Genomic DNA, 25,848 nt, shown 5'->3' with positions numbered 1-25,848 from the left:
GAACTGGCCTGAAATTTTCTTGGCAGCGGCTGTCCCCCTCACCACCGCCCATCAGGAGAGGCCGGATGCCATGAAACCCAGAGCCGGAAGGTGGCGCCTGCTCGCCACCGTGCTCGCCAGCAGTCTGCTCTTGTCCGCCGGACCGGTTCTCGGCCTCGCACAGGACGGCTCAGCCGGCACCACCGCCGCCGCGGCCGTGCTGGCCGGTCCGAACCTGGCCGCGGGCAAAGTCGCCGCGGCCAGCACGAGCACCCAGAACTACGCCGCGTCGAACGTGACCGACGGAAACCAGAGCACCTACTGGGAGAGCGCCAACAACGCCTTCCCGCAGTGGGTCCAGGTCGACCTGGGCTCGTCGGTCAGCACCAACCAGGTCGTGCTCAAGCTGCCCACCGCCGGCTGGGGCTCTCGCAACCAGACCCTCGCCGTCCAGGGCAGCACCGACGGCCAGAACTTCAGCGACCTCTCCCCGTCGGCATCGCGCGCGTTCACCGCGCCGGGCAACACCGTGACCATCGACTACGGCGCCGCGACCGTTCGCTACGTCCGGATCCGGATCACAGCGAACACCGGCTGGCCTGCGGGACAGCTGTCCGAGCTGGAGGTCTACGGACCCGCCGCCGGTGACACCCAGGCTCCCACCGCCCCGGGCAACCTGTCGTTCACCGAGCCCGGCACCGGCCAGATCCGGCTCACCTGGACGGCGTCGACGGACAACGTCGGCGTGACCGGCTACGACCTGTACGCCAACGGCCAGCTGCGCACCAGCCTCAGCGCCGGCGTCACGACGTACACCGACACCCAGCCGGCCTCCGCGGCGGTGACGTATTTCGTCCGCGCGAAGGATGCCGCAGGCAACCAGTCGCCGAACAGCAACAGCGTCACCCGCGGCGGCAGCTCCGGCCCGGGCAGCAACCTCGCGCTGCGCAAGCCGATCACCGCCTCCGGCTTCGTGCACACGTTCGTCGCGACCAACGCCAACGACGACAACGTCACGACGTACTGGGAGGGCAACGGCAACCCGGCCACGCTGACCACCGAGCTCGGCGCGAACGCCGATCTCAGCTCAGTCGTCGTCCGGCTCAACCCGGACAGCGCGTGGGGCAACCGGACCCAGACCTTCTCGATCCTCGGCCGGGAGCAGAGCGCGACCGGGTTCAGCACGATCGCGGCCTCCGCGGCGTACAACTTCAGTCCGTCGTCCGGCAACACCGTGACGATCCCGGTCAGCGCGCGCGTCGCCGACGTCCGGCTCAACTTCACCGGCAACACCGGAGCCCCGGCCGGCCAGGTCGCGGAGTTCCAGGTGATGGGCGTGCCCGCCCCGAACCCGGACCTGACCCTCTCCAACGTGTCCTGGACCCCGACCTCGCCGGTCGAGACCGACACGATCACCGTCCGTGCGACGGTCAACAACACCGGCACCGCCGGCTCGCCCGCGAGCAACGTCAACTTCTATCTCGGCGAGACCAAGGTCGGTACGGCGAACGTTGGCGCGCTCACGGCCGGCGCCTCGGCCACGGTCAGCGCGGCGATCGGCAGTCGCGACGCCGGCAGCTACCCGCTGAGCGCGAAGGTCGACGAGGCGAACACCGTCGTCGAGCAGAACGACGCGAACAACTCGGCGAGCAGCGCGTCGCCGTTGGTGGTGACTCCGGTGGCCAGCTCCGACCTGGTGGCGGGCGCGGTCAGCTGGACGCCGGGCAACCCGTCGGCCGGCACGAACGTCGCGTTCTCCGTTGCCATCCGCAACCAAGGGTCGATCGCCTCGGCGGCGGGTGCGCACGGGATCACGCTGACGCTGCTCAACGGGAGCACCGTCGTCCGGACGCTGACCGGGTCGTACTCGGGTGCGATCGCGGCTGGTGCCACCGCTCCGGCGGTGTCGCTCGGCAGTTGGCCGGCGGTCAACGGGCGGTACTCGGTGCGCGTGGTCCTGGCTGACGACGCGAACGAGCTACCGGTCAAGCGGACCAACAACACCAGCGAGCGGCCGTTCTTCGTGGGCCGCGGCGCGAACATGCCGTACGACCAGCTGGAGGCCGAGGACGCGGCCGTCGGCGGCGGCGCGGCTGTGGTCGGGCCGAACCGGACCATCGGCGACCTCGCCGGTGAGGCGTCCGGGCGGCGCGCGGTCACGCTGAACAGCAACGGATCGTTCGTCGAGTTCACCACCCGGGCCAGCACGAACACGCTCGTGACGCGGTTCTCCATCCCGGATGCGCCCGGTGGTGGCGGGATCAACTCGACGATCAACGTGTACGTCAACGGGGCGTTCCACAAGGCGCTGCCGCTGACCTCGAAGTACGCCTGGCTGTACGGCGCGGAGGCGAGCCCGAACAACTCGCCGGGCTCCGGACCGGCCCGGCACATCTACGACGAGGCGAACCTGATGCTGGACGGGACCTTCCCGGCCGGCACGAAGATCAAGCTGCAGAAGGACCCGGCCAACAGCACGACGTACGCGATCGACTTCGTCAACACCGAGCAGGTCGCGCCGATCGCCAACCCCGGCACGGGATTCGTGACGCCGGCGGGCTTCACCCACCAGGACGTGCAGAACGCGCTGGACCGGGTGCGGCAGGACGCGTCGCTGCAGGGGGTCTACCTGCCGCCGGGCGAGTACCCGACGTCGAACAAGTTCATGGTCACCGGCAAGGCCGTCAAGGTCGTCGGCGCCGGGCCGTGGTTCACCCGGTTCGTTGCCCCGGTCAACCAGTCGAACACCGACGTGGGCTTCGACGCACAGTCGTCGGCGAACGGGTCGACGTTCAGCGGGTTCGCCTACTTCGGCAACTACGACAGCCGCAACGACGGTCCGGGCAAGGTGTTCAATTTCGCCGGCACGTCGAACATGACCATCGACAACATCTGGGTCGAGCACCAGATGTGCCTGTACTGGGGCGCGAACACCGACAACTCCACGATCCGCAACTCCCGGATCCGCAACCTGTTCGCCGACGGCATCAACATGACCAACGGCTCGTCCGGCAACACGGTCGGCAACAACGACGCGCGGGCCACCGGTGACGACAGCTTCGCGTTGTTCAACGCCACCGACAACGGCGGCGGCGAGGTCCGCGACAACGTCTTCGAGAACCTCTCGTCGACACTGACCTGGCGAGCAGCCGGCTTCGCGGTGTACGGCGGCACGAACAACGTCTTCCGCAACCTGTACGTCGCCGACACGCTGGTCTACAGCGGCATCACGATCAGCTCGCTCGACTTCGGCATCCCGATGAACGGCTTCGGCGCCACTCCCCCGACCCGCTTCGAGAACATCTCGGTGGTCCGCGCCGGCGGCCACTTCTGGGGCGCCCAGACCTTCCCCGGCATCTGGATCTACTCGGCCACCAAGATCTTCCAGGGCATCCGCCTGACCGACGTCGACATCGTCGATCCCACCTACTCCGGCATCATGTTCCAAACCGACTACGTCGGCGGCAGCCCGCTGTTCCCGGTCGCCGACACCGTGCTCACCAACGTCTCGATCTCCGGCGCCCGCAAGTCCGGCGACGCCTTCGACGCCAAGTCCGGCTTCGGCATCTGGGCCAACGAACTCCCCGAACCCGGCGAGGGCCCGGCCCGCGGCACCGCGACGTTCAACAACCTCACCCTGACCAACAACGCGGTCGACATCAGGAACACCACCACGACGTTCACGATCGTCCGCAACTGATTCATCTACCCAGAACGGCCGCCGACACCCGTCGGCGGCCGTTCGCCGTTCCCACTCATCTGCCCCCAACTGCCCCGACCTGCCCTCGTGTTGCAGCGAAGCCACCGTCACCGCTCGTGCGACGGTCGTCCCTTGCCACCACACAGGGCGGGGAAATGCCAGTACACGTGTTCGTCGACGAGTCGAAGTCCAAGGGCCTGTTGATGGCCGCGGCCCGGTGTCCGGCCGACGACGTCGGCGTCCACCGCAAGGCCCTGCGCGGACTGCTTCTCGCGGGGCAGGAGCGCCTGCACTTCCGCCACGAGACGGATGCCCGGCGCAAGCGAATTCTCGGTGCCATCGCTGAGTTCCGTCTGGTGGTCGACCTCTACCACGCGGAGCGCGACACGCTCGCTGGCCGTCAGGCGTGCCTCGAGGCCATCGTTCGGGATTCGGCCGGCACAGCCGGGCGGCTGGTCGTCGAGCGGGACGAGTCGACGTACCAACGTGACCGCCGGACCCTGCACGCCGCTTGCTACCGGTACAACTGCCCGGAGCTGCGCTGGGATCTGCTGGCTCCGAAGCTCGATCCATTGCTGTGGGTGCCGGATGCGGTCGCCTGGGCATGGACGCGCGGCGGGGCGTGGCGTCGATCAGTGGCGCGATTCTCCGGTCTGAGGGACCTCTGAACGCGCGAGACCCGGCTCACCTACCGTCCGGAAGGCTGCCGGGTCCACTTCAGGAGGCTCTACTGCCCCAAGCAGAATCCATCGTACTTGCTCGATCTGGCTACAGGTGGGGCAGATTGGGATCTGCCCCCGGGGCGTTTGCGGCGGCTGACCAGGTAGGCGGCGCCGGTGAGCGTGGTGAGGGTCAGGCAGGCGTAGCCGAAGTAGCGGCTGCCTTGCGCGTCCGACTTCTTGGACTCGGTGGCTCCGGCTGGGCGGGCTCGGGTGGGGTCGGTGATGACGTACTCGACCTGCTGGTGGCCGCCGAGTGGTGGGACGTGGGACTCCTCGACTCGGTCCTCGGCCTTGATCTTGGTGGTGATCTCGGTGGTGCCGGCGGTGAAGCGGACCACCAGGTGGCGGTCGCCGAAGCCGCCGGGGCCGTCGTCGTAGCGGAGGATCTCGGCGTCGGCGGTGGCGAGTGGGGCTTCGAAGGCGCCTTGGTCGGCGGTGAGGTGGCCGTCGGCGAGGAAGACGGCGCCGATCAGCGCGAACACACCGCCGAGCGCCGCGGCGAAGCCGAACAGGCCGAAGAGGAAGACGAAAGGGACAGCACCGCCGCTCGCCTCGCCGGCCAGGTAGAAGCGGCAGGGGCCGACCCAGAAGATCCACCTCAGCAGCCGCCGCATGGATCGAGGATCTCAGACCCCCGGGCCCGCGTGGCGGCCGGTTTCAAGGCGCTGGACGGCAAGCTCCCCGCCGCTGAGACCGGCCGCCGGGCTACAAGTCGTCCGCGACGCCGTACAGGATCTCGCCGGCCTCCAGGACCTTCTCGCGGTCCTCCGGGCTGAGGCTGGACAGGATCGTGGTGAGCGCCTGGGCGGCGTCGGCGCGCATGTGGGCGACGGTCTCGGCGCCCTGTTCGGTCAGCTCGACCGCTGTCGCGCGTCCGTCGAGGGAGTCGGCGCGGCGGCGGACCAGCCCGGAGTTCTCCAGGACGGCGACGGTCGTGGTGGCGGTCGGCTGCGAGCAGGGCACCCGGTTGGCGATCGTGCCGATCCGGACCGGCTGCTCGCGGGCGATCACCAGCAGGGCGATGAACTGGGTCGGGTGCATCGATGTCGACATCGCGGTCCGGCGGAGGTGCCGGACGATCCGGTGCATCGCCACCATCAGGTGGACTGCCTTCTCGTCCAGCACGATCACCCCGTCGGGTCAGGCCGCCCGGATCTCGGGACGGTAGATGTCCAGCCATGTTGCCAGTGAGAGCAACTGTTCCAGGTTCTGCCGCGGAACGGCACCAGGTTCGGCCGTCAGAGTCGCCTCCACCTTGGCCCGGTCGGCCAGTTCGAGCACCGGATGGTCGTCGGCCAGCAGCTGCCGGGCCTGCTCGGACAGCGCCACGGCGTACGCCGGGTCCTGCGTCTGCGGGTACGGGCTCTTCGTCCGGGTGGCGACCGACTCCGGCAGCACGTTGCGCGTGGCGGCCCGGAGCAGGCTCTTCTCCTGCCCGTCGAAGGTCTTCAGCGACCACGGCGTGTTGTAGACGTACTCGACCAGCCGGTGGTCGCAGAACGGCACCCGGACCTCCAGCCCGACGGCCATCGACATCCGGTCCTTGCGGTCGAGCAGCATCCGGACCATCCGGGTCAGGTGCAGGTAGCAGATCTTGCGCATCGTCCACTCGTGGCCGGATTCGCCGTCCAGCCGTTCGATCTCGCCGACCGCGTCGGCGTACCGGTCCCGCACGTACGACGGAAGGTCGAGCCGCCGCAGCAGGTCGTCACGCAGCACCCCACCCGGTTGGCCGCGGAAGCCACGGAAGGCCAGCCACGGGAACGTCTGGGCCCGCTGCACCTCCGGGTCGTGGAACCACAGGTACCCGCCGAACAGCTCGTCGGCCGACTCACCCGACAGCGCGACCGTCGACTGCTCCCGGATCGCCTTGAACAGCAGGTAGAGCGAGCTGAACAGGTCTCCGGCCAGCGGCGCGTCGTTCGCGCGCACGACCGTACGGCGTACCTCCGGATCGGTCAGCGTCGTGTTGTCCAGCACGATGTCCGAGTGCTGCGACTTCACCAGGTCGGCGACGTCGTGCACGTACGGCGCGTCCGGCGTACCGCGCAGCTCGCTGGCGACGAAGTTCTCGGTCTGGCCGGCGAAGTCGACCGCGAAGCTGCGGACCTTCTCGCCGTCGACCGCCAGCTGCTCCGCGGCCAGACCGGTGATCGCGCTGGAGTCGAGACCGCCGGACAGCAGCACGCAGCGCGGCACGTCGGCGACCAGCTGGCGTCGGGTGATGTCGACCAGCAGTTCGCGGACGTGGGCGACCGACGTGTCCTGGTCGTCGGTGTGCGCCCGGGTCTCGAGTCGCCAGTACGTCGCCTTGCGTACGCCGTTGCGGTCGACGGTGACGACCGTGCCCGGCGCGACCTCGGACATCCCGGCCCACAAGGAGTGTCCGGGCGTCTTGCTCAGCGTCAGCAGCTCGCGCAGGCCGTTGTCGTCGACGGCCGGCCGGGCCAGCGGATTGGCCAGGATCGCCTTCGGCTCGGAGCCGAACAGCACGCCGTCGTCGGTCGGGTAGTAGAAGAACGGCTTGATCCCCATCCGGTCGCGGACCATCACCAGCTTGTCCTCGCGCGGGTCCCAGATCGCGAACGCGTACATGCCGTTCAGCCGTTCGGCGAACGCCTCGCCCCACTCCAGGTAGGCGTGCAGCACGACCTCGGTGTCGGAGTCGGTCGCGAAGCGGTGGCCGCGCGAGCGCAGCTCGTCCTTCAGCTCCAGGTAGTTGTAGGCCTCGCCGCTGTAGACCATGCCGACGGTCGCCGTCCCGCCGTCCGGCGCCGGGACGTCGACCGTCATCGGCTGCTCGCCGCCCTCCAGGTCGATCACCGCCAGCCGCCGGTGCCCGAGCGCGACGTGCGGGGCCCACCAGGTCCCGCGCGCGTCCGGACCCCGGCAGGCCATCGTCTCGGTCATCGCGTCGACGGTCGCCCGCTCGGCCGCCAGGTCACGCCGGTAAGCCACCCACCCGGTGATTCCGCACATGCTGCGCCTCCTGTCAGAGACATCCTCGAGGAATTACATTTGCCTCCAATGTATTTCGCACCCAGGGTGACAACAACAGTGCTTCAGGTGAGCAACGTCATGCCCGCCGTACGCCGAGCAGCTCGCCGTGGTGGCGCGGTGTGTCGATCTCGTCGAGCAGAGCGATCGCGAGATCGGCGTACGAGATCCGGCTGGCGGCGTCGGCCGGAGCGATGCGGTAGGCGCCGGTGCGTTCGGGGTGCTCGTGGTCGAAGTCGCCGCAGGGGGTGATCGAGACCCAGTCGGCCTGCGATCCGGCCAGCAGGTCGACCGCGGCCTGGTGGGCGGCGTAGAAGGACCGGTACTCCTGCGGGTAGCCGGGGGTGTCCATCAGCAGCGTGCCGTTGTCGTCGGCAAGGATCGAGGCGAGGCCGACCCAGACCAGGCGGGTGCCGCCGATGCCGTCGGCAAGGGCCTTGCCCACCCGCGGGAAGAAGTCGACCGGATCGGCGCCGCCGTCGTACACGGCGGCGATCACCGCGTCGTGCTCGACCGCGAGCCGGCGGACGGCCTCGAGGTCGGTGATGTCGGCCGCGACCACCGCGACCGGCGGGCCGGCGTACTTGCCGGGTGTCCGCACGGCCGCGGTGACCTCGTGGCCGCGGCGGCGGGCTTCCTCGACCGCCGCACGACCGGCCCGCCCGCCGGCGCCGAAAACCAGGATCCTGCTCATCGCTCAGTCCTCTCTCGTCGTGTCCGGCGACGGTAGGCGGCGACCCGGTTTCCGCCCGGATACTGGCTAGGCTGGTCCGATGGAGCCGTTGCGCGCGGACATGTTCGACGAGATCTGCCCTTCGACGCTGAACCCGTTCCGCTTCGGCCGGGACAAGTGGGCAGCCCTGGTGATCGCCTGTCTGGAGGACGGCCCGCGCCGGTTCTCCGAGCTGCGGGTACCGCTGCACCGGGTGACCCCGAAGGTGCTCACGCAGTCCCTGCGTCACCTGGAGCAGGACGGCCTGATCAGCCGCACCGAGTACGCCGTACCGGTTCGCCGCGTCGTCTACGAGCTGACGCCGCTCGGCCGGAGCATGCTCGGACCGATTCGCGCCGCCTGCGCGTGGACCGCCGACCACTGGGACGAACTGCTGGACGCCCGCGAGGCCGAGATCACCAGGTAGGCAGCTGGCTGCGCACCGCCGCCCGCGTACGGCGGATGCGGCGTTCGCGGCTGTGCACCCGGCGCCGCGCCGCCCGGGAGATGCGGCGGTCGACGCCGGCGAGGGGGTGGTCCGCCGGGAGGCGGCCCGCCACTGGCTGAGCGGCGTATTGGACCGGCTGAGCGGCGTACTGGGGCTGGGCGGCGTACTCGACCGGCTGGGCGGCGTACTGCGGCTGAGGGCTGTACTGCTGGTGCATCGGGCGGATCTCCTGGCGGTAGGCGACACGGATCCGATGCGGCACGCCGCCGTCCGGTTCCCTCGACCGGGGACCGCGGCCGCTGTGACCTCGTTCACTGAACCTTCCGTTCGGCGCAGATAGAGGTCTGCTCGGCGAACCACCAGTACCGCGGCTGGTCTGGCGTTGGTAGAAAGGGGTCGGCGCCCGGGCGCGCCGACCGGCTATCGACGAGGAGTCCGCGACCGTGACCAGTTCCGAGCCCCAGTCCCCAGCGCTGTCGAACCTGATGCACGAGGAACGCCGCTTCGACCCGCCGGCCGAGCTCGCCGCCCAGGCGAACGTGAAGGCCGACGCCTACGAGCGGGCCGCCGCCGACCTGGAGGGGTTCTGGGCCGAGCAGGCCAAACGGCTGACCTGGGCGGTCGAGCCGACCCAGACGCTCGACTGGAGCAACCCGCCGTTCGCCAAGTGGTACGCCGACGGCAAGCTCAACGCGGCGTACAACTGCGTCGACCGGCACGTCGAGAACGGCCTCGGCGACCGGGTCGCGTACTACTTCGAGGGCGAGCCGGGCGACACCCGCGAGATCACCTACGCCCAGCTCAAGGACGAGGTCAGCAAGGCCGCCAACGCGCTGCTCGAGCTCGGCGTGCAGGCCGGTGACGTGGTCGCCATCTACATGCCGATGATCCCCGAGACCGTGGTCGCGATGCTGGCCTGCGCCCGGATCGGCGCCCCGCACACGGTGATCTTCGGCGGCTTCTCCGCGGACGCGCTGAAGGGCCGGATCCAGGACTGCGACGCCCGCGTCGTGATCACCTCCGACGGTGGCTACCGCCGGGGCGCTCCGGCCGCGTTGAAGCCGGCCGTCGACGCCGCTCTGACCGACTGCCCGGACGTGCGGAACGTGCTCGTGGTCAAGCGCACCGGCCAGGAGACCGCGATGACCGACGGCCGGGACCTGTGGTGGGAGGACTTCGTCGGCAAGCAGTCGACCGAGCACACGCCGGAGGCGTTCGACGCCGAGCACCCGCTGTACGTGATGTACACGTCCGGCAGCACGGGCAAGCCGAAGGGCATCCTGCACACCACGGCCGGCTACCTGGTGGGTACGGCGTACACCCAGTGGGCCGTGTTCGACCTCAAGCCGGAGACCGACGTCTACTGGACCGCCGCCGACATCGGCTGGGTCACCGGCCACAGCTACATCGTGTACGGCGCGCTGGCGAACGCGACCACCTCGGTGCTGTACGAGGGCACGCCGGACACCCCGCACCAGGGCCGCTGGTGGGAGATCGTGCAGAAGTACAAGGTCTCGATCCTGTACTGCGCGCCGACCGCGATCCGGACCTTCATGAAATGGGGCAAGGAGATCCCGGCCAAGTTCGACCTGTCGACGCTGCGGGTGATCGGGTCGGTCGGCGAACCGATCAACCCCGAGGCCTACATCTGGTACCGGGAGAACATCGGCGGCAACCAGGCGCCGGTGGTCGACACCTGGTGGCAGACCGAGACCGGCATGCACATGATCTCCCCGCTGCCCGGCGTCACCTCCGGCAAGCCGGGCGCGGCGATGCGGGCGATCCCGGGCGTGAACGTCGACGTGGTCGACGACGCCGGCAACCCGGTGCCGAACGGCTCCGGCGGCTACCTGGTGATCACCAAGCCGTGGCCGGCCATGCTGCGCACGCTGTGGGGCGACGACGAGCGCTTCAAGGAGACGTACTGGTCGCGGTTCCCGGGCATGTACTTCGCCGGCGACGGCGCGAAGAAGGACGAGGACGGCGACCTGTGGCTGCTCGGCCGGGTCGACGACGTGATGAACGTGTCCGGCCACCGGCTGTCCACCACCGAGATCGAGTCGGCGCTGGTCTCGCACCCGAAGGTGGCCGAGGCTGCCGTCGTCGGCGCGTCCGACCCGACCACCGGCCAGGCGATCGCGGCGTTCGTGATCCTGCGCTCGGAGGCCGGTGACGGCGGCCCGGACGTCGTCCAGGAGCTGCGCAACCACGTGGCCAAGGAGATCGGCCCGATCGCCAAGCCGCGCCAGATCATGGTCGTCGCCGAGCTGCCGAAGACCCGCTCGGGCAAGATCATGCGCCGCCTGCTGCGCGACGTCGCCGAGAACCGCGAGGTCGGCGACGTCACCACGCTGGCCGACTCGACCGTGATGGACCTGATCAAGTCCAACCTCGAGGCCGGCAAGGCCGACGAGGACTGACCGATCGTTGGCGAGGGCCCGGACAGCTGCTGTCCGGGCCCTCGCCCTGTTCGCGGCCTCGTGCTGTACGCGCCCTGGTGCTTGTCGTGGCCTGGTTGAGCCGGGCGAACCCCTAGCCTGAGGCCGTGCGCAATCTCGAGACGCGGCGGATCGCCAAGACCAACGACGAACGCGCGGCACTCGCGGCGCGGCGTGGGTGGGAGATCCGGGTCGAGGCACCCGAGCTGCCGGACCGATGGAGATACGCGCTGCCGTTCTGTCTGCGCGGCCGGCAGCAGCTCGCCTTCGGCGCGGTGAGCGGGCGGCACCAGGGACTTCGGTTCACGGTGTTCGACTTCTACCGGCAGGAGGCGGTCAAGGTGGTGCGGGACGCCTGGTCCGACCTGGCGGTTCCCGAGGCCGGCTCGGAACGGATCAACACGGTCTGGGCGATCGAGCTGCCGTCGCCGGTGCCGTGGTTCCAGATCGTCGACAACACCGATCCGGCGTACGACGTCACCGGGCTGCCGAAACCGATCACCGCGGACCCGACGTTCGACCGCTGGTACCGGTTGGTGAACACCGACCCGCAAGTCGCCGCACAGGTCCTCCATCCGGAGCTGGCCGCCTTCATGCGCAGGACCAAGCTGCACACCTGGGCACTGATCGAGCAGCACCTGATCTTCACCACGTATCCGATCTTCGGCCGCACCAAGCCGGACGAGCTGCTCCTCACCCTCGACAAGCTGGTGGCGATGACTTCGTTGCTGCCGCTCCCGATCCTCGAGCAGTACCGATGACCGCGCTCGTCGCCGTCCTGCACGCCGGCCTGGCGGCCGCGTGGGTCGGCGGGATGGCCTACTCGCTGTTCGTTGTCCAGCCGAAGCTGGCGAAGTTCTACGCCGCCGATCCGGAGACCCGCGAGGCCCTCACGGCGACGATTGCCTCAGGCAACCGTTGGAAGGTGCTCGGCCTGATCGCAGTGATCGCCGCCAGCGGCCTGGTGCTCCTGCTGGTCGACACCGGCCACTGGTGGCTCCACCTGGTCAAGGCGGTCCTTCTGCTCGCCGCCACCGGGATCTTCTGGTACGTCTCCTGGCGCCACTGGCCGCGACGGATCTTCGCCACGAAGGCCGAGATCCCGGCGCATCACGCCCGCCTGCGCCTGCTGGCCACGATCATGCTCGGGCTGGCCGGTACGGCGTTCGCGCTGGGGGTTGTCGCCGGCCGGTTGTAGGTCGAGCGTTTGATACTTGATCACAGGCCGATTGATTTCGAATGGTCAGGTAGTTCGGTAGGCCACGGTGATGTCGTAGCGGTCCGAGCGGTACGTCGAGCGGCCGCACTCGATGACCTCGCCGGAGGCGGTGCGGGGCGCCGAGGTGATGACCAGGCAAGGGGTGGTCTCGTCGATGCCGAGCAGGGCGGCGTCCTCGGGGGAATCCGGTGGGGCGGCGACGATCGACGCCGAGACGATGCCCAGCGAGACACCGAAGCGGGCGCCGAGTTCGTCGTACAGGGACAGTTCGTCGAAGGAGAGTTCGTCCAGGCCCGGGTAACGGCGCAGCGACAAGTTGGTGCGTTCGATCGCCATCGGCTCGCCGTCGGCGGTGCGGAGGCGGACCAGGTGGAGCACGGGAGTGCCGACCGGCTCCTCGAGTTCGGCGGCGAGGGCCTCGTCGGCGGTGCCGACGCGGTGTTCGAGCACCTTGGCACCAGGGGTGATGCCGCGGTCGCGCATGTCCTGGCTGAACGACGACGCGAGCAGCCGGTTCGGGCGCGGTTCGGCGACGAACGTGCCACCGCCGGGACGCCGGGCGGCCAGGCCCTCGGAGACGACCCGGTCGACCTCCTGGCGGACCGTCATCCGCGCGACGCCGAAGCGCTCGGCCAGGACCCGCTCCGACGGCAGTACGGTCCCGGCGGGCAGGCTGCGGGTGAGGCGCTCCAGGATCTCGCGGATCTGGTCACCCTTCGGCCGGTCGGTCCGCAGCTCGGTGGGGAGCTCGGCGAGGTCGCCGGGGTTGTTCCTTGGGCGGGCCATGACGTCGTATCCCTGGGAGTCTGGCCGGCAAACCGGTTGCCGGGGCGCGGAGGTCGTCTCGTTCCGGTCGGTCGACCGCTCACCGACAGTACTGGCCGGAGCCCCAGGACGGCCAGCGATCATCTTCCCGCACCACCGGTACGGCGTCGAGGCGTACCGGTGTGATTCCCACCGGAAACCCCTTGCCCCGGCGCGTCCCGCGCCGGGGGCCGCGTCACCCCGAGGTCAGGCCAGGACGAAGTACCGCAGCCACAGGTACGGCGCGGCGACGACGATCGTGATCGCGGTCATCACCACGCCCTTGCGGGTGAACTCCCAGAAGCTGATCGGATAGCCGGCGCGCAGGGCCAGGCCGATCACGACGACGTTGGCGCTCGCGCCGACGGCGGTCGCGTTGCCGCCGAAGTCGGCGCCGATGGCCAGGGCCCACCACAGCGCCTCGGCCTGGGCCGGGTCGGGAATGCCCTTGGTCAGTTCCAGCACGACCGGGCTCATCGTCGCGACGTACGGGATGTTGTCGACGATGCCGGACAGCACGGCGGAGACCCCGAGGATCAGCATCACCGCGAACAGCGCCCGGCCCTCGGTGAGCTGCTGGACCTGCTGGGCCAGTTCGCCGATCACGCCGGTCTTCACCAGCGCGCCGACCATGATGAACAGGCCGGCGAAGAACAGCAGCGTCTGCCACTCCACGCTGCTCATGTAGTCCTTGGTCGCGACCCCGGAGATCAGCACCAGGACGCCGGCCCCGAGCAGCGCGACCACCGAGGGTTCGACGTGGAAGACCGAGCGACCGATGAAGCCGGCGAACACGCCGAGCAGCACCAGTGCGCACTTGATCAGCAGCGTCCGGTCCTCGATCGCCTCTTTCTCGTTCAGCCGCATCACGTTCTCGACCTTGTCCGGGTCGACCTGGAACGAGCCGCGGAACAGCCAGGGCACCACCAGGCAGAACACCACCAGCACGATCAGCACCAGCGGCGCCATGTGGACCAGGAAGTCGTTGAAGGTCAGGCCCGAGCGGCTGGCGATGATGATGTTCGGCGGATCGCCGATCAGCGTCGCGGCGCCGCCGATGTTGGACGCCATCACCTCGGCGATCAGGAACGGCACCGGGTTGATGCCGAGCCGGTCGCAGACCAGCAGGGTGACCGGGGCGATCAGCAGGACCGTGGTCACGTTGTCGAGGAACGCCGACGCGACCGCGGTGATCATCGTGAGCAGCAGCATCACCCGCAGCGGCGAGCCCTTGGCCCGTTTGGCAGCCCAGATCGCGATGTACTCGAACACGCCGGTCCGGCGCAGGATGCCGACGATCACCATCATGCCGAGCAGCAGGAAGATGACGTCCCAGTCGACACCGGTCTCGTGGGAGTAGAAGGCGTGTTCGGAATCCGTCACGCCGAGGGCGAGCAGCACGGCGGCGCCGCCCAGCGCGGCCAGCAGCTTGTGGGTCCACTCGGTCGCGATCAGCAGGTAGGCGACCACGAACACGATCACCGCGATGACGGTCATCCGGCCACCTTCGCGGTCCCGGCCGGTCCGCCGGGCATCAGTGCGGCGTGACGACCAGTTCCAGCAGGCGGGACGCCGTGATCGCGCCGATGATCTCCTTGTCCTTCGTCACCGCGACCAACGGGCAGCGAAGGCGCGCCATGATCGCGGCCACCTCGAGCACGGTGTCGTCGTGGTTCACCACCGGCAGCTCCGCCGGCTCGGACGGCAGCAGTTTGCGCACCGTGACCCCGGCCAGCTTGTCGGCGACCTGGTCGGCCAGCGACTCGTCGATCACCCGCGCCAGCGACGGATCGTCCTGCACGTAGCTCGGCACCAGGAAACGGACCACCTGCGACGCCGGCAGCACAGCGTACGGGCTGCCCTTGGCGTCGACCACGATCAGGCCCGGCAGCCGCCGCGAGGCCAGCAGCTCGACCGCCTCGCGCGCATCGCTGTCCAGGCTGACGACCGGGAACTGTTCGCCCATCTGTTCTGCGTGCACTCCCGCAGCGTACGCGCTGAGGGTCCACCGGCGTGAGCTCTCTCACAGCCTTCTGCCCGGACTCGAGCCGTGCCACAGCGCCTCCACGAGTCGTCGACCAGCCCGTACCCCGCCTGGGGACGGGCACTGCCGACCAGACTTCCCGGCGCACCAGCGGTAAGCCTCCCTCATCGACGAGCCGCACGCAATCACCCTCGATCACCTAGACTGGTGCCGAACGCAACACGGTGTGCCGGGAAGCCTGGTCGGCGATGTGTCCGACCGACCCCGGATCGAAAGGCTTCTCATGCCCCCAGTCGTTCGTGTACGCCGCCGTCGCGCCTTTCCCCGTGTTCTCGGCACCGAGCGGGCGTTTCTGGCCGACACCCTGCGGGCCGAGACCACCGGTGGCCTGCTGCTGCTCGGCGCGGCCGTCGTCGCGCTGATCTGGGCGAACTCCCCCTGGCAGGACGCCTACCACCACCTGCGCGAGGCCCAGCTCGGCCCGTTGACCGTCGAGGCCTGGGCCGCCGACGGCGCCCTGGCCCTGTTCTTCTACCTGGCCGGCGTCGAGCTCAAGCGCGAGCTGGTGGTCGGCACGCTGTCGAAGCTCGGCGAGGCCGTCGTCCCGGTGGTCGCGGCGCTGGCCGGAATGGTGCTCCCGGCAATCATCTACCTGCTGGTGAACCTGACCGCGGACGACGGCCGGACGTCGGGCTGGGCCGTGCCGACGGCGACCGACATCGCTTTCGCGCTCGCGGTGCTGGCGATCGTCGGCTCCTCGTTGCCGGGCGCGCTGCGTGCCTTCCTGCTCACGCTGGCGGTGGTCGACGACTTCGGCGCCATCCTGGTCATCGCCGTGTTCTTCTCGCACGGCTTCCACCTGCTCGAACTGCTGGTCGCGCTGGCGCTGATCGGGGTCTTCTTCCTGCTGCAGCGCTTCCGCTTCACCACGCCGCTGCTGTACGTCCCGGTCGCGCTCGGCGCGTGGTGGTTCATGCACGAGTCGGGAATCCACGCGACGATCGCCGGGGTCGCCCTCGGGCTGGCCACCCGGGTGGTCGCCGATCGCGGCGAGAAGCACGCTCCGGCCGAGCGGATCGAGCACCGGCTGCGGCCGTGGTCGGCCGGGCTGGCGGTGCCGCTGTTCGCGCTGTTCGCCGCCGGGGTCACGTTGAGCGGTGGCGCGGTACGGGAGATGCTCACCGATCCGGTCGCGATCGGCATCGTGGCCGGACTGGTGGTCGGCAAGTTCCTCGGCGTCTTCGGCGGAGCCTGGCTGACCGCGCGGTTCACCCGGGCGGAGCTGAACTCCGACCTCGCCTGGCGCGACGTGGCCGCGGTCTCGGTGCTGGCGGGCATCGGCTTCACCGTCGCGTTGCTGATCGCCCAACTGGCCTTCGGTGACGATGTCGCCCAGGCCGAGCGCGCCAAGGCCGCCGTACTGATCGCCTCGTTGCTGGCGGCGCTGCTGGCCGCCGGGCTGCTGTTCCGGCGCAACCGCGTGTACGCCGACTGAGCTGGGCAGGTGCGGGGTACCAGCTGTTCGCAGTACGCGGCGGTAGGGTCGGGGCACGGACGGAAGGAGCGCCATGTCGATGGGGCAGGACCGTGACACCAACACGGACGAGCCGACGGTCGGGCAGCTCGTCGCGAACGCCAGCCGGGATCTGTCCAGCCTGGTGCGCAGCGAGATCGAGCTGGGCAAGGCCGAGCTGAAGAAGACGGCGGTGGCCGCCGGGACCGGGGCCGGCCTGTTCGGCGGGGCCGCGTTCCTCGGGCTGCTCGCGATCATCCTGCTGTCGATCGCCGCGGCGTACGGCGTGAGCGCGCTCGGGCTGCATCCGGCGCTGGCGTTCCTGATCGTGGCCGTGGTCTACCTGCTGATCGCCGGCGTGCTCGTGCTGATCGGCAAGAGCCAGCTCGGCAAGGCCAAGGGCGCGCCGCGAACCATCGAGACCTCGAAGGAGTCGGTCGAGGCGCTCAAGGCGATCGGGAAGGGCGACTGAGCCCCGCGGGCGTCTCCGACCTGCTCGTCGACGGGCCGTGGTCGCACGCTCTGGTGGCGGCCAACGGCGCCCGGTTCCACGTCGCCGAGTGCGGGGCGGCGGACGATCCCCTGGTCCTGTTCCTGCACGGGTTCCCGGAGTTCTGGTGGGCCTGGCGGCATCAGCTGCCGGTGATCGCCGAGGCCGGGTACCGGGCGGTCGCGATGGACCTGCGCGGGTACGGCGCGAGCGACAAGACCCCGCGCGGCTACGACCCGTTCACGGTGTCGGCCGACGTGTCCGGCGTGATCCGCTCGCTCGGCGCGACGGAGGCGGTGGTGGTCGGGCACGGCTGGGGCGGATTCGCCGCCTGGTCGGCCGCCGTACTGGCGTCACGGCAGGTCCGGGCGGTGGCAGCCGTGTCGGCTCCGCACCCGTTGATGTTGCTGCGCTCAGGTCGCCCGCGAGCGGCGGCGCAGGTCGGGTGGTTCCAGCTGCCGATCCTGCCCGAACGGCGGTTGCTGGCCCACGACGGCATCCACATCGAGCAGCTGCTGCGGGCCTGGTCGGCGCCGGGTGGTGACTTCCCGGACGCGGAGGCCTCCCGGCGCTACCGGGCCGCGCTGCAGGTCTGGCCCGCGCCGCACTGCGCGCTCGAGTACCACCGCTGGTTCGTCCGCTCCCGGCTGCGCGGCGACGGCCGGCGGTACTCCGCGCGGATGCGTGAGCCGGTCGGCGTACCGGTGCTGCAGCTGCACGGCGGCCTGGACGGCGCCGTCTCGCCGACGAGCTGGATCACCCCGCCGGAGCTGGTCACGGCACCCGTGCGGCACGAGTCCCTCACCACGGTCGGGCACTTTCCACACGAGGAAGCGCCGGAGCGGTTCAACGCGGTGCTGCTCGATTGGCTCGGCAGGCTCTAGAAATCGCCTCGAGCTGCTCGGCGGCTCTAGGAGACAGCCTCGGGTCCGACGGTTCCGGTGACATTCCAGGTGCCGGCCTTCTCGTCCAGGCGGAAGGTGAGCCACCGCGCGGCCAGACAACCGCGCCAGATGCTCGCGTCGACCTCGACATGACCGGCCCGCCGGACGATCGCACCCACCGTGACGAACGGGCCGCCCGCGTTCGGCGCGCACGGGTCCGCCAGCGGCGGCCGCTTGGCGATCCACTCCAGCTTGGCCTTCGAGGCCAGCAGGCCGGTGATCGCGGTCTTCTGGGCGTCGGTGAAGGGCTTACCGCGCGCTGCCGTGCTGCCGTTCTGGAGGGGCGCGTCCAGCACGTAGTACGTCGTACTGCCGGGCTCGCGCGCGATGATCGCCTCGATCGCTGCCGCCCAGATCCGGATGTCCTCGGTCAACGCGATCGCCTCGGCCGTCTCGGCGTGCCCGGTCGTGGTGGCGGCCGGAGCCGGGAGGCCGGTGGGCGGCGTGAGGTTCTGCCGGACGACCACCGCGCCGCCCAGCACCAGCACGACCGCGGCGGCCGCTGCGAGCGCCGGGCTGAAGCGGCGACGGGTTCCCGCTTTGATTGCTGCAGGCAAGCTATCGGCCTGATTCTCCTTGCTCGCAAAGGTTTCCCGCAGCAGCTCACCGAGCTCTTCGTCCGACTTGTTCATCCTTCAGCTCCTAGCTCGGCGCGCAGGGCCGCCAGCCCCCGGGCCGCGTTGGACCGGACCGTGCTCGCCGTACAGCCGAGCACCGTCGCGATCTCGTCGTCGGGCAGATCCTCGTAGTACCGCAGCACCAGTACGGCGCGTTGCCGGCGCGGCAGGGTCGCGAGCATCCGCCAGGCGGTGTCCCGCTCGGCCTGCCGGCTGCTCACGTCCTCGGTCGTCGGGGTCTCGTCGAGCTCGGCCAGCGGCAGCTCGCGGTTCTTCAGCCGGCGTCGCCAGCTGAGGAACTCGTTCACCAGCATCGTCCGCAGGTACGCCTCGGGGTGCTCGAGGCCGCCGATCCGGTCCCAGCGCCGATGGGCGCGGGTCAGGACCGACTGCACGAGGTCCTCGGCGGTGTGGGCGTTGCCGGACAGCATCAGGCCGACGCGGAGCAGGCGCCGCTCGCTCGACCGCACCACCTGGTCGAACGAGCGGGTCGCCGCACTGGTCACCGTCACACCCTCCCAACGCCGCGGACCACCCGATCCGCTGCATCGGCGGGAGAAGAGCTCAGGTGCAGGTGCGGGTCGAGACTTCCTTCGTGGCCCGGGCGCCCTCGGCGGCGGCGTCGGCGACCTGGGCGGCGGTCAGCACGTAGCCGGTGCGGTTGTCCTCGACCGAAGCCGCGAAGACCACGCCGTACACGGTGCCGCGGGTGGAGATCAGCGGACCGCCGGAGTTGCCGGGGCGGACCGAGGCCCAGATCGAGAAGGCCTTGCGGGTGACCGTGCGGTCGCCGTAGATGTCCGGGCCGCGCAGGCGCTCCTCGGAGCGGATCCGGGCCGGTTCGGAGTTGAACGGGCCGTTCTCCGGGTAGCCGAGCACGACCGCCGCGGCGTCGGCCTTGCCGCTGTCGTCGAGGGTCAGCGGCTGCGCGGCCAGCTTCGGCACGTACAGCACGGCGACGTCGATCTCGGGGTCGAACAGCACCACGGTCGCGTCGTAGGACTGCCGGTTGACCTCGACCTTCGGGTTCGCGACGCCGGCGACGACGTGCGCGTTGGTCATCACGCGCTGCGGGGCGACGACGAAGCCGGACCCCTCCAGCCCACGCGAGCAGTTCGCCACGCCGGTCACCTTGGCGATCCGGTTGTACGCCGCGCGCACGGCCGGCGTCCGCGCGATCCCGCCGTCCGGCGGCTGGGTCTCGCGGATCCGCTCCGGCACGAACGGGTCGAGGAAGCGCGGGAACAGATCGGTGTTCACCACGTCGTTGAAGGCCTGCAGGGCCTGGTCGGCGCCGCTCGGCAGCACCTCGTCGACCTTGGCCAGCACCTGCGAACCGCGGACTGCCGAGGTGACGTCCGGGATCCGCGCGCCGCTCACCGCGACCCCGAGCACCCAGGACACGACCAGCACCGAGGCGGCGGCCAGCGCGGCGCCGCCGAGGGCGTCGACGGCCTTGACCGGTTTCCAGGAGATCTTGTTCCGGAGCTTGGACCCGAGCAGCGCGCCGACGGTCCGGCCGATCGAGGCCAGCACGATCACCAGCACCAGCGCGGCGAACGAGACCTCGACGCTGGGCGAGAAGTTGTCCAGGACCTTCGGTACGCCGTACACGCCCACGGCGGCACCGGCGAGCAGGCCGAGCGTCGCGCAGGCGCCGAGCACGAAGCCCTCGACGTACCCGGAGATCGCCACCAGCAGCGTGACCCCGATCAGGATCCAATCCAGATAGCTCACTCCACACCCTCCGGACGCCCCAGATCGTGCTCGATGGCAGTCAGCCGCCGCTCCTCCTGCGACCGCTGCCCCTCACTCCGCCAGGCCGCCTCGACCAGTCGGTCGGGCAACGGTACGACGCGGGCCGGGTCCCAGTCGCGCGCCCAGCCGCCGAGGATCAGCAGTTTGTCGAGCAGACCGGCGGTGAAACCCCAGACGAACAGGTCCCCGACGACGAAGGCCGGACCGGTGAAACCGGACGGGTGGATGCAGCTGACCCGGTTGGCCGGGTCGGCGAGCGCGGACAGCGCGACGCGATGCACCGAGGCGACCTCGGCCGGATCGACCACCGCCACCGGCGACGGCTCGCGCCACCAGGCCAGCACTGGGGACACGCCGAAGTTGCTGACCGGGACCCAGAGCGCCGGCCAGATCGCGAACACCTCGACCCCGGACGGATCCAGGCCGGTTTCCTCCTCGGCCTCGCGCAGGGCGGTCCGGATCAGGCCGTCGGTGCCGGTGCCGTCCTCCTCGTCGCTGCGGCCGCCCGGGAAGGCCATCTGCCCGGCGTGCGAGCGCAGGGTCCAGGATCGCTCGGTGAGCAGCACGTCCGGGCCGTCGCCTTCGTTGCCATCAGCAAGCAAGATGAGTACGGCGGACTCGCGCACCGCCGGGTCGTCGGGCGGCAGGAACCGGGAAAGCTCCTTGGGATCAACGGTTTTCGAGGCCGTCAGCAACGGCTGCAGCCAGCCCGGCAGCTCGATGTCGAAGGTCGTCGCGGTCACAGGGTCACCCCCAGCTTGTCCTTGACCAGCTGATCCAGCTGCTGCTGGGACTTCAGCACGCCGCGGTGGACGTAGACCACCGCGCCGTCCTGGTCGACGAACGCGGTCAACGGCGGCCCGCCGACTTTGAGCGGCTGCTGAACGGCCTTGTCGGCGTCTTTCAGGTGCGGGTAATCGAGCCCGTGCTGAGCGGCGAACTTCACCGCGAGCTCCGGTCGCGGATCGGCGTAGTCGATCCCGATCAGCTTCACCTTGCCCGCCGCCTTCTTCTGCAGCTCGGCCAGATACGGCGCTTCGTCCCGGCAGGGGCCGCACCACTGGGCCCAGACGTTGACAACCAGGGGCCCGCGCAGGTCGGCGAGGCGGGTGTCGGGGCCTTCGCCGAGACAGGGGAGCGTCACGTCGGGGAGCCCGTTGGAGGCCGCCGGCTTGGACGGCGTACTCGGACAGGCGACGACGGTCGCCGTCGTACCCGAGGCGCTCGGAGTCGAGGAGCCGTCGCTCTTTTGGGCGCCACACCCCGCGAGAAGCAGTAGACCGGCCAGCCCCAGCGCGAGCGCGGGGCGACGACGTGGCGTACCGGTGGTTGCTGGTGCGGAAGCCAGCGCGGGGACGACGCGTCGGACGCGATCCCATCCGGAGGCGAGGCGGCGGCGCGAGGCGACGGCGCGACGCGAGGCGACGGCGCGACGCGAACCGCAGCCGACCGGCGCCAATCCAAGCGCGACGCGGCGAAGCCGCGAGGTCGAGTGCGCCGGAGCAGCCCCGGCAGCGGGAGTGCGGCGAAGACCTGCTCCGGTGCGCGCCGGAGCGGAAGTCGCAGCGGGGACCACGGGTCGGCACCGCGCGTCTGCGCCGGCCGCTGCGCGATCCCATCCGGGGGCGACGCGGCGGAGCCGCGAGCTGGCGGCGGCTGGGATGACACTCCCTTCGGGGGCGAGGCGGCGGAGCCGCGAGCCCGGGTGGGGCGGATCCTGGCTCACACCGGGACCTTGACGAGTTTGGCGGCCAGGTCCGGGTCGGTGGGGCCGGTGCCGAAGGACGGGCACCACTGGGCGATCGGGCAGGCGCCGCAGGCGGGCTTCTTGGCGTGGCAGCGGCGGCGGCCGTGGAAGATCAGCCGGTGGGACAGCATCGTCCAGTCCTTCTTCGGGAACAGCGCGCCGATCAGGTGCTCGACCTTGACCGGGTCCTCCTCGGTCGTCCACCCGAAGCGGCGGACCAGGCGCCCGAAGTGGGTGTCGACGGTGATGCCGGGGACACCGAAGGCGTTGCCCAGGACGACGTTCGCCGTCTTCCGGCCGGTCCCGGGCAGCTTGACCAGTTCCTCGAGCTTGCCGGGCACCTGTCCGTCGTACTCGTCGACGAGCGCCTGACCGAGCTTGAGCAGGCTGTTGGTCTTGGCCCGGAAGAAGCCGGTCGGCTTGAGGATCGCCTCCATCTCCTCCCGGTCGGCCTCGGCGTAGGCCTGCGCGGTCGGGTACTTCGCGAACAGCGTCGGCGTCACCCTGTTCACCGTCACGTCGGTGGTCTGCGCCGACAGGATCGTGGCCACCAGCAACTCCAGCGGCGTCGTGAAGTCGAGCTCGCAGTGCGCGTCCGGGTAGGTCTCGGTGAGCACCTTGTGCATCTTCCGGGCCCGCCGGACCAGCTGGGTGGGCGTCTCCTCGGCGTACACCGGAGCCTTCCGCGGGAGCTTCACGGGCGGGTTCAGAACCGGGGGCGGGACCGGGTGCGGGTTCGGGTCCACGGCACGCTGGGTGGGCATGCAGGCCAGCCTACGTGCGGCGGTCTACCCGGGGACCGCGGCCAGGGTCGTGGTCCGCAGCGGCACGGTGATGGTCAGGTGCCGGCCACCCCGATGCGGCGACGGCGGCTCGAGCGCGCCCAGCCGGGCCGACAGCTCGTCGATCACGCCGATGGTCGACGCGAGATCGGGAACCGCCGTTCCGGTCGGCGGCAGCTCGGTCTCCGCGACGGTCGGTGGGTCGTCGCCGAAGTAGCGGGCGGTGTCCGTGCCGACGGTCCAGCAGGCCAGGGAGATCTCGACCCGGCCGAGCTCGGGGACCCGGATGCGGACGTCGCCGTACAGGGTGGAGTCGACGTCGGCGAGGCTCACCGTCGTACTGAACTCCTCGTCGCCCGCGTGTCCGGGCAGCAACTCCCGTACGGCGGACTCCGCCGAGGCAGCCAGCATCTGCTCGGACACGCTGGTGCTCGGCTCGTCCTGGTCCTCCCGCGGCACCCAGGCGCTCGCCCACTCGGCGCCCGAGCCGACCCGAGCCCGGGCGAACGCCACGGCGATGCCGATCCGGCCCTGCTCGACCAGGAGGCGGATCACCGCCCGCGTCCCGTTCTGCTCCGCGTACCACGCGCTGTACGCCGAGTGCTCGGCCAGTGCGGCTGGGACGTCTTCGGCGGCGACATCCGCGAGCACGGTGGCCCACCACATCGCCCCGGCCAGGCCGCCGTCCGTCGCGCCGCCGGCGAGTTGCTCGAGCTCGTCGATCCGCCGCAGCCGGCCGAGCGCGCGAACGAGGTGAAACGCGAAGATCGGGCCGTCCGCGGCTCGGGTGCGGAGTTCGTCGAGGGCTCCCTGTTCGGCCAGGAAGCCGGCGAGTACGTCGGCCGACGGGCGTTCGCCGGCGTCCGCGCGGGCCCGGAGTTCGTCGATCAGGCCGTGGGCCGCCCTGAGCCGGGCCGCTTTCCTCGGAGCGCCGCGATCCTTCGACGCGTCCAGCACGGCGACGGCCTCGTCGACGCGGTCCTGGGCGACCAGCAGATCGGCGAGCAGGTCCGGAGCCACTCGCGGCCGCGACTGGAGCAGGGCGATCGCCTCGTCGGTCTTGCCTTGTTCGACGTACGAGCGGATCAGGCGGTAGGCGTCCTGCGCCGGGTCACTCGGCTCGACCGGGACGCGGGTGGCCGGTCGCGGCTCCTCGAGCCGGCCTTCCGCGCGAAGCGTCGCCTGCCGGACGGAGCGGGACGCCATGGCGCGCAGTTCGTCGGTCCGTCCCAGTTCCCGGAGCAACGCCCGCAGCCGCTCCTCGTCGGCAGGCAGGGTGCTCGACTTGAGCAGCTCGACCGCCTCGTCGATCAGCCCGCGCTGAAGAAGGTTGTCCACTCCTCCGATTCCGGGAACGGGCAGCAGGTCGGTCGAGCGGACTCTGGTCAGCCGGGCCAGCTCCGCACCTCGCTCGGCGAGGAACTGCTCCAGCCGGGCCGCGGCGTCCGGACTCGTGCTCGACCGGAGGACGGCGATCGCTTCGTCGAGCCGGCCGTAGTCGCGAAGAACCAGCACCAGCATGCGCTCGGCCCGCGGGTTGTCGCTCGCCCTGATCAGGGCGACCGCCCCGTCGACGTCGCCCTGCGCGGCCAGCGCCCTGGCGCGCCGGTTCAGCTCCCCCAGCTCGCCCAGCGACCCGTCGCGGCGCGCACGCCGTCCCCTCAGCCAACCGAACATCCCTCATCCTGTACCGAATCTCGTCCACCTGGTCGCGGCCGCCGGTGAGTCGCGCGGGGAGGTCAGGCGGCCCAGCCGGGCCACGATCGTCCGGTCGCCGGCCCGGCCGGGCCCACGCCGATCCGATGCCCCGCTCGATCACCGCCGCCCCTGGCAAGACCACCCCCGACACCGCCGGACCCGGCGATCGTCCGGTCGCCGCGTCGAATTCGGTCGTCGCGCTCGAGCCGCGCGGCACCGTCCCCGGCGCGTCCCGGCGCACCTACGTGGCGGTTCGGTGACCCGAGGAAGTACGGTTTTGGGGCGACGGGGTGTGATCCACCCCCTCGCCGGGCGGGCTCGCGGCCCGTCCGAAGCTTCGTGGTCAAGGTCCGAGGAGGCCCAAACGTGGACGCCGCAGTGCTCCGACAGGCACCGCTGTTCAGTCAGCTGGACGACGAGGCAGCCGACGCGCTGGCCGCGTCGATGACCGAGAACCGGCTGCGTCGCGGCCAGGTGCTGTTCCACGAAGGCGACTCCGGCGACCGGCTGTTCGTCGTGGTCGAGGGCAAGGTGAAGCTCGGCCGCACCTCCGCGGACGGCCGGGAGAACCTGATCGCCGTACTGGGCCCGGGCCAGATGTTCGGCGAGCTCTCGCTGTTCGACCCCGGACCACGCTCGGCCACCGTCACCGCCGTCACCGACGCGTCGATGATGTCGCTGACCCACGACGAGCTGCTGCGCTGGTTGGCCGGCCGCCCCGAGGTCGCCCGCGGCCTGCTCCTGCAGCTCGCGTCCCGGCTCCGCAAGGTCTCCGACGTGGTCGCCGACCTGGTCTTCTCCGACGTCCCCGGCCGCGTCGCCAAGGCCCTGCTCGACCTGGCCAGCCGCTTCGGCCGTACGGCGGACGACGGCGTGCACGTCCACCACGACCTCACCCAGGAGGAGCTCGCCCAGCTCGTCGGCGCCTCCCGCGAGACGGTCAACAAGGCCCTGGCCGACTTCGCCTCCCGAGGCTGGGTCCGCCTGGAGCCCCGCTCAGTCGTCCTGCTCGACATCGAACGCCTCCAGCGCCGAGCCCGCTAGCCCGCCGCAGCACCCGGTACGCCGTACTGGCGGTCCACGCACCACCCAGTACGCCGTACCAGCGGCCCCCCACACCGCCAGTACGGCGTACCAGCGACCCCCCAAACCACCAGTACGCCGTACCAGCGGCCCCACCTCCGTCCCCCGGCCCTCCCCTCCGTCCCGCGCCCGCCCCATTTCGACGGTTAACCCTGCGAGTTGTGGGTTCTACCGGCTCATACATGCATTGAACCCACCATTTCCCGGGTTAAC

Annotated in this window: 26 protein-coding genes; 11 read left to right on the top strand and 15 right to left on the bottom strand. The window is 70.5% G+C overall.

Going from position 1 to position 25,848, the window contains the following annotated elements:
• The first annotated feature begins 70 nt into the window (after positions 1-70).
• Positions 71-3,679, top strand: a complete 3,609-nt coding sequence (locus tag ACQPXM_RS02490) for a discoidin domain-containing protein (protein WP_432944283.1) — start codon at positions 71-73, stop codon at positions 3,677-3,679.
• Positions 3,680-3,846: 167 nt separating this feature from the next.
• A complete protein-coding gene (locus tag ACQPXM_RS02485; protein WP_432944281.1) occupies positions 3,847-4,347 on the top strand; it encodes a hypothetical protein in 501 nt (166 codons plus the stop codon).
• 59 nt (positions 4,348-4,406) lie between these two features.
• On the opposite strand, the gene ACQPXM_RS02480 is transcribed toward ACQPXM_RS02485, so the two are convergent.
• From ACQPXM_RS02480 to ACQPXM_RS02465, 4 genes are all read right to left on the bottom strand, one after another.
• Positions 4,407-5,015 carry a hypothetical protein gene (locus tag ACQPXM_RS02480; protein ID WP_432944280.1) on the bottom strand — a complete coding sequence of 203 codons (609 nt, stop codon included), beginning with the start codon at positions 5,013-5,015 and terminating at the stop codon, positions 4,407-4,409.
• A 91-nt stretch (positions 5,016-5,106) separates the two neighbouring features.
• Positions 5,107-5,526, bottom strand: a complete 420-nt coding sequence (locus ACQPXM_RS02475) for a MarR family winged helix-turn-helix transcriptional regulator (RefSeq protein WP_432944278.1) — start codon at positions 5,524-5,526, stop codon at positions 5,107-5,109.
• A gap of 15 nt (positions 5,527-5,541) precedes the next feature.
• The gene (gene asnB / locus ACQPXM_RS02470) at positions 5,542-7,380 is read right to left on the bottom strand and encodes an asparagine synthase (glutamine-hydrolyzing) (RefSeq protein WP_432944276.1); all 1,839 of its coding nucleotides are present in this window, start codon (positions 7,378-7,380) and stop codon (positions 5,542-5,544) included.
• 97 nt (positions 7,381-7,477) lie between these two features.
• Positions 7,478-8,092: an NAD(P)-dependent oxidoreductase gene (locus ACQPXM_RS02465; protein ID WP_432944274.1), complete on the bottom strand. Its 615-nt coding sequence runs from the start codon at positions 8,090-8,092 to the stop codon at positions 7,478-7,480.
• A gap of 79 nt (positions 8,093-8,171) precedes the next feature.
• On the opposite strand from ACQPXM_RS02465, the gene ACQPXM_RS02460 reads away from it, so the two are divergent.
• Positions 8,172-8,537, top strand: a complete 366-nt coding sequence (locus tag ACQPXM_RS02460) for a winged helix-turn-helix transcriptional regulator (protein ID WP_077017901.1) — start codon at positions 8,172-8,174, stop codon at positions 8,535-8,537.
• Here ACQPXM_RS02460 and ACQPXM_RS02455 read toward each other — a convergent pair.
• The gene (locus ACQPXM_RS02455; protein ID WP_432944272.1) at positions 8,527-8,820 is read right to left on the bottom strand and encodes a hypothetical protein; all 294 of its coding nucleotides are present in this window, start codon (positions 8,818-8,820) and stop codon (positions 8,527-8,529) included. The genes ACQPXM_RS02460 and ACQPXM_RS02455 overlap by 11 nt on opposite strands.
• 223 nt (positions 8,821-9,043) lie before the next feature.
• Here ACQPXM_RS02455 and acs point away from each other — a divergent pair, with 223 nt between their 5' ends.
• The 3 genes from acs to ACQPXM_RS02440 all read left to right on the top strand — a co-directional run bounded on the left by acs (position 9,044) and on the right by ACQPXM_RS02440 (position 12,194).
• Positions 9,044-10,978, top strand: coding sequence for an acetate--CoA ligase (acs, locus tag ACQPXM_RS02450; RefSeq protein WP_432950927.1), 1,935 nt, complete (start codon positions 9,044-9,046; stop codon positions 10,976-10,978).
• A 125-nt stretch (positions 10,979-11,103) separates the two neighbouring features.
• A complete protein-coding gene (locus ACQPXM_RS02445) occupies positions 11,104-11,757 on the top strand; it encodes a hypothetical protein (RefSeq protein WP_432944270.1) in 654 nt (217 codons plus the stop codon).
• Entirely contained in the window at positions 11,754-12,194 is a 441-nt protein-coding gene (locus ACQPXM_RS02440) for a hypothetical protein (protein ID WP_432944268.1), read from the top strand. Before ACQPXM_RS02445 ends, ACQPXM_RS02440 begins: the two co-directional genes overlap by 4 nt.
• A gap of 45 nt (positions 12,195-12,239) precedes the next feature.
• Here ACQPXM_RS02440 and ACQPXM_RS02435 read toward each other — a convergent pair whose 3' ends face one another.
• From ACQPXM_RS02435 to ACQPXM_RS02425, 3 genes are all read right to left on the bottom strand, one after another.
• A complete protein-coding gene (locus ACQPXM_RS02435; RefSeq protein ID WP_432944266.1) occupies positions 12,240-13,001 on the bottom strand; it encodes a GntR family transcriptional regulator in 762 nt (253 codons plus the stop codon).
• A 225-nt stretch (positions 13,002-13,226) separates the two neighbouring features.
• A complete protein-coding gene (locus ACQPXM_RS02430) occupies positions 13,227-14,516 on the bottom strand; it encodes an ArsB/NhaD family transporter (protein ID WP_432944264.1) in 1,290 nt (429 codons plus the stop codon).
• 37 nt (positions 14,517-14,553) lie between these two features.
• A complete protein-coding gene (locus ACQPXM_RS02425) occupies positions 14,554-15,000 on the bottom strand; it encodes a CBS domain-containing protein (protein WP_432944262.1) in 447 nt (148 codons plus the stop codon).
• 286 nt (positions 15,001-15,286) lie between these two features.
• Between ACQPXM_RS02425 and nhaA the strand changes: the two genes are divergently transcribed.
• The 3 genes from nhaA (at position 15,287) to ACQPXM_RS02410 (ending at position 17,890) form a co-directional block, all read left to right on the top strand.
• Complete coding sequence (gene nhaA / locus ACQPXM_RS02420; RefSeq protein WP_432944260.1) at positions 15,287-16,498, top strand: Na+/H+ antiporter NhaA; 1,212 nt, start codon at positions 15,287-15,289, stop codon at positions 16,496-16,498.
• 79 nt (positions 16,499-16,577) lie between these two features.
• Positions 16,578-16,988: a phage holin family protein gene (locus ACQPXM_RS02415; protein ID WP_432944258.1), complete on the top strand. Its 411-nt coding sequence runs from the start codon at positions 16,578-16,580 to the stop codon at positions 16,986-16,988.
• A 53-nt stretch (positions 16,989-17,041) separates the two neighbouring features.
• Complete coding sequence (locus ACQPXM_RS02410) at positions 17,042-17,890, top strand: alpha/beta fold hydrolase (RefSeq protein WP_432944256.1); 849 nt, start codon at positions 17,042-17,044, stop codon at positions 17,888-17,890.
• 26 nt (positions 17,891-17,916) lie between these two features.
• Here ACQPXM_RS02410 and ACQPXM_RS02405 read toward each other — a convergent pair whose 3' ends face one another.
• The 7 genes from ACQPXM_RS02405 to ACQPXM_RS02375 form a co-directional block, all read right to left on the bottom strand.
• Positions 17,917-18,582: a hypothetical protein gene (locus tag ACQPXM_RS02405; RefSeq protein WP_432944254.1), complete on the bottom strand. Its 666-nt coding sequence runs from the start codon at positions 18,580-18,582 to the stop codon at positions 17,917-17,919.
• On the bottom strand, positions 18,579-19,073 hold the full coding sequence (locus ACQPXM_RS02400) for a SigE family RNA polymerase sigma factor (protein WP_432944252.1): 495 nt from the start codon (positions 19,071-19,073) through the stop codon (positions 18,579-18,581). The genes ACQPXM_RS02405 and ACQPXM_RS02400 overlap by 4 nt, the downstream gene beginning before the upstream one ends.
• A gap of 58 nt (positions 19,074-19,131) precedes the next feature.
• Entirely contained in the window at positions 19,132-20,304 is a 1,173-nt protein-coding gene (locus ACQPXM_RS02395) for a MarP family serine protease (protein ID WP_432944250.1), read from the bottom strand.
• Positions 20,301-21,068: an NUDIX hydrolase gene (locus ACQPXM_RS02390; RefSeq protein WP_432944248.1), complete on the bottom strand. Its 768-nt coding sequence runs from the start codon at positions 21,066-21,068 to the stop codon at positions 20,301-20,303. The genes ACQPXM_RS02395 and ACQPXM_RS02390 overlap by 4 nt, the downstream gene beginning before the upstream one ends.
• Positions 21,065-21,469 carry a TlpA disulfide reductase family protein gene (locus ACQPXM_RS02385; protein WP_432944246.1) on the bottom strand — a complete coding sequence of 135 codons (405 nt, stop codon included), beginning with the start codon at positions 21,467-21,469 and terminating at the stop codon, positions 21,065-21,067. Before ACQPXM_RS02385 ends, ACQPXM_RS02390 begins: the two co-directional genes overlap by 4 nt.
• A 578-nt stretch (positions 21,470-22,047) precedes the next feature.
• Complete coding sequence (nth, locus tag ACQPXM_RS02380; RefSeq protein ID WP_432944244.1) at positions 22,048-22,836, bottom strand: endonuclease III; 789 nt, start codon at positions 22,834-22,836, stop codon at positions 22,048-22,050.
• A gap of 24 nt (positions 22,837-22,860) precedes the next feature.
• Positions 22,861-24,531 carry a hypothetical protein gene (locus tag ACQPXM_RS02375; protein ID WP_432944242.1) on the bottom strand — a complete coding sequence of 557 codons (1,671 nt, stop codon included), beginning with the start codon at positions 24,529-24,531 and terminating at the stop codon, positions 22,861-22,863.
• Between the two features lie 125 nt (positions 24,532-24,656).
• On the opposite strand from ACQPXM_RS02375, the gene ACQPXM_RS02370 reads away from it, so the two are divergent.
• Both ACQPXM_RS02370 and ACQPXM_RS02365 read left to right on the top strand, forming a co-directional pair.
• Entirely contained in the window at positions 24,657-24,812 is a 156-nt protein-coding gene (locus tag ACQPXM_RS02370; protein WP_432944240.1) for a hypothetical protein, read from the top strand.
• A 106-nt stretch (positions 24,813-24,918) separates the two neighbouring features.
• Complete coding sequence (locus ACQPXM_RS02365) at positions 24,919-25,596, top strand: Crp/Fnr family transcriptional regulator (RefSeq protein ID WP_077017917.1); 678 nt, start codon at positions 24,919-24,921, stop codon at positions 25,594-25,596.
• Positions 25,597-25,848 lie beyond the last annotated feature (252 nt).

The organism is Kribbella sp. CA-253562 (assembly GCF_050942265.1).
In the GTDB taxonomy this organism is placed as follows: domain Bacteria; phylum Actinomycetota; class Actinomycetes; order Propionibacteriales; family Kribbellaceae; genus Kribbella.
This window is presented reverse-complemented; position numbering and strand designations above follow the sequence as displayed.

Bases quoted from the DNA above. Each gene is read 5' to 3' on its own strand.
- ACQPXM_RS02490 (WP_432944283.1), top strand. From the start codon at position 71: ATGAAACCCAGAGCCGGAAGGTGGCGCCTGCTCGCCACCGTGCTCGCC.
- ACQPXM_RS02480 (WP_432944280.1), bottom strand. From the start codon at position 5,015: ATGCGGCGGCTGCTGAGGTGGATCTTCTGGGTCGGCCCCTGCCGCTTC.
- asnB (WP_432944276.1), bottom strand. From the start codon at position 7,380: ATGTGCGGAATCACCGGGTGGGTGGCTTACCGGCGTGACCTGGCGGCC.
- ACQPXM_RS02465 (WP_432944274.1), bottom strand. From the start codon at position 8,092: ATGAGCAGGATCCTGGTTTTCGGCGCCGGCGGGCGGGCCGGTCGTGCG.
- ACQPXM_RS02460 (WP_077017901.1), top strand. From the start codon at position 8,172: ATGGAGCCGTTGCGCGCGGACATGTTCGACGAGATCTGCCCTTCGACG.
- acs (WP_432950927.1), top strand. From the start codon at position 9,044: ATGCACGAGGAACGCCGCTTCGACCCGCCGGCCGAGCTCGCCGCCCAG.
- ACQPXM_RS02440 (WP_432944268.1), top strand. From the start codon at position 11,754: ATGACCGCGCTCGTCGCCGTCCTGCACGCCGGCCTGGCGGCCGCGTGG.
- ACQPXM_RS02435 (WP_432944266.1), bottom strand. From the start codon at position 13,001: ATGGCCCGCCCAAGGAACAACCCCGGCGACCTCGCCGAGCTCCCCACC.
- ACQPXM_RS02430 (WP_432944264.1), bottom strand. From the start codon at position 14,516: ATGACCGTCATCGCGGTGATCGTGTTCGTGGTCGCCTACCTGCTGATC.
- nhaA (WP_432944260.1), top strand. From the start codon at position 15,287: ATGCCCCCAGTCGTTCGTGTACGCCGCCGTCGCGCCTTTCCCCGTGTT.
- ACQPXM_RS02415 (WP_432944258.1), top strand. From the start codon at position 16,578: ATGGGGCAGGACCGTGACACCAACACGGACGAGCCGACGGTCGGGCAG.
- ACQPXM_RS02405 (WP_432944254.1), bottom strand. From the start codon at position 18,582: ATGAACAAGTCGGACGAAGAGCTCGGTGAGCTGCTGCGGGAAACCTTT.
- nth (WP_432944244.1), bottom strand. From the start codon at position 22,836: ATGCCCACCCAGCGTGCCGTGGACCCGAACCCGCACCCGGTCCCGCCC.
- ACQPXM_RS02375 (WP_432944242.1), bottom strand. From the start codon at position 24,531: ATGTTCGGTTGGCTGAGGGGACGGCGTGCGCGCCGCGACGGGTCGCTG.
- ACQPXM_RS02370 (WP_432944240.1), top strand. From the start codon at position 24,657: ATGCCCCGCTCGATCACCGCCGCCCCTGGCAAGACCACCCCCGACACC.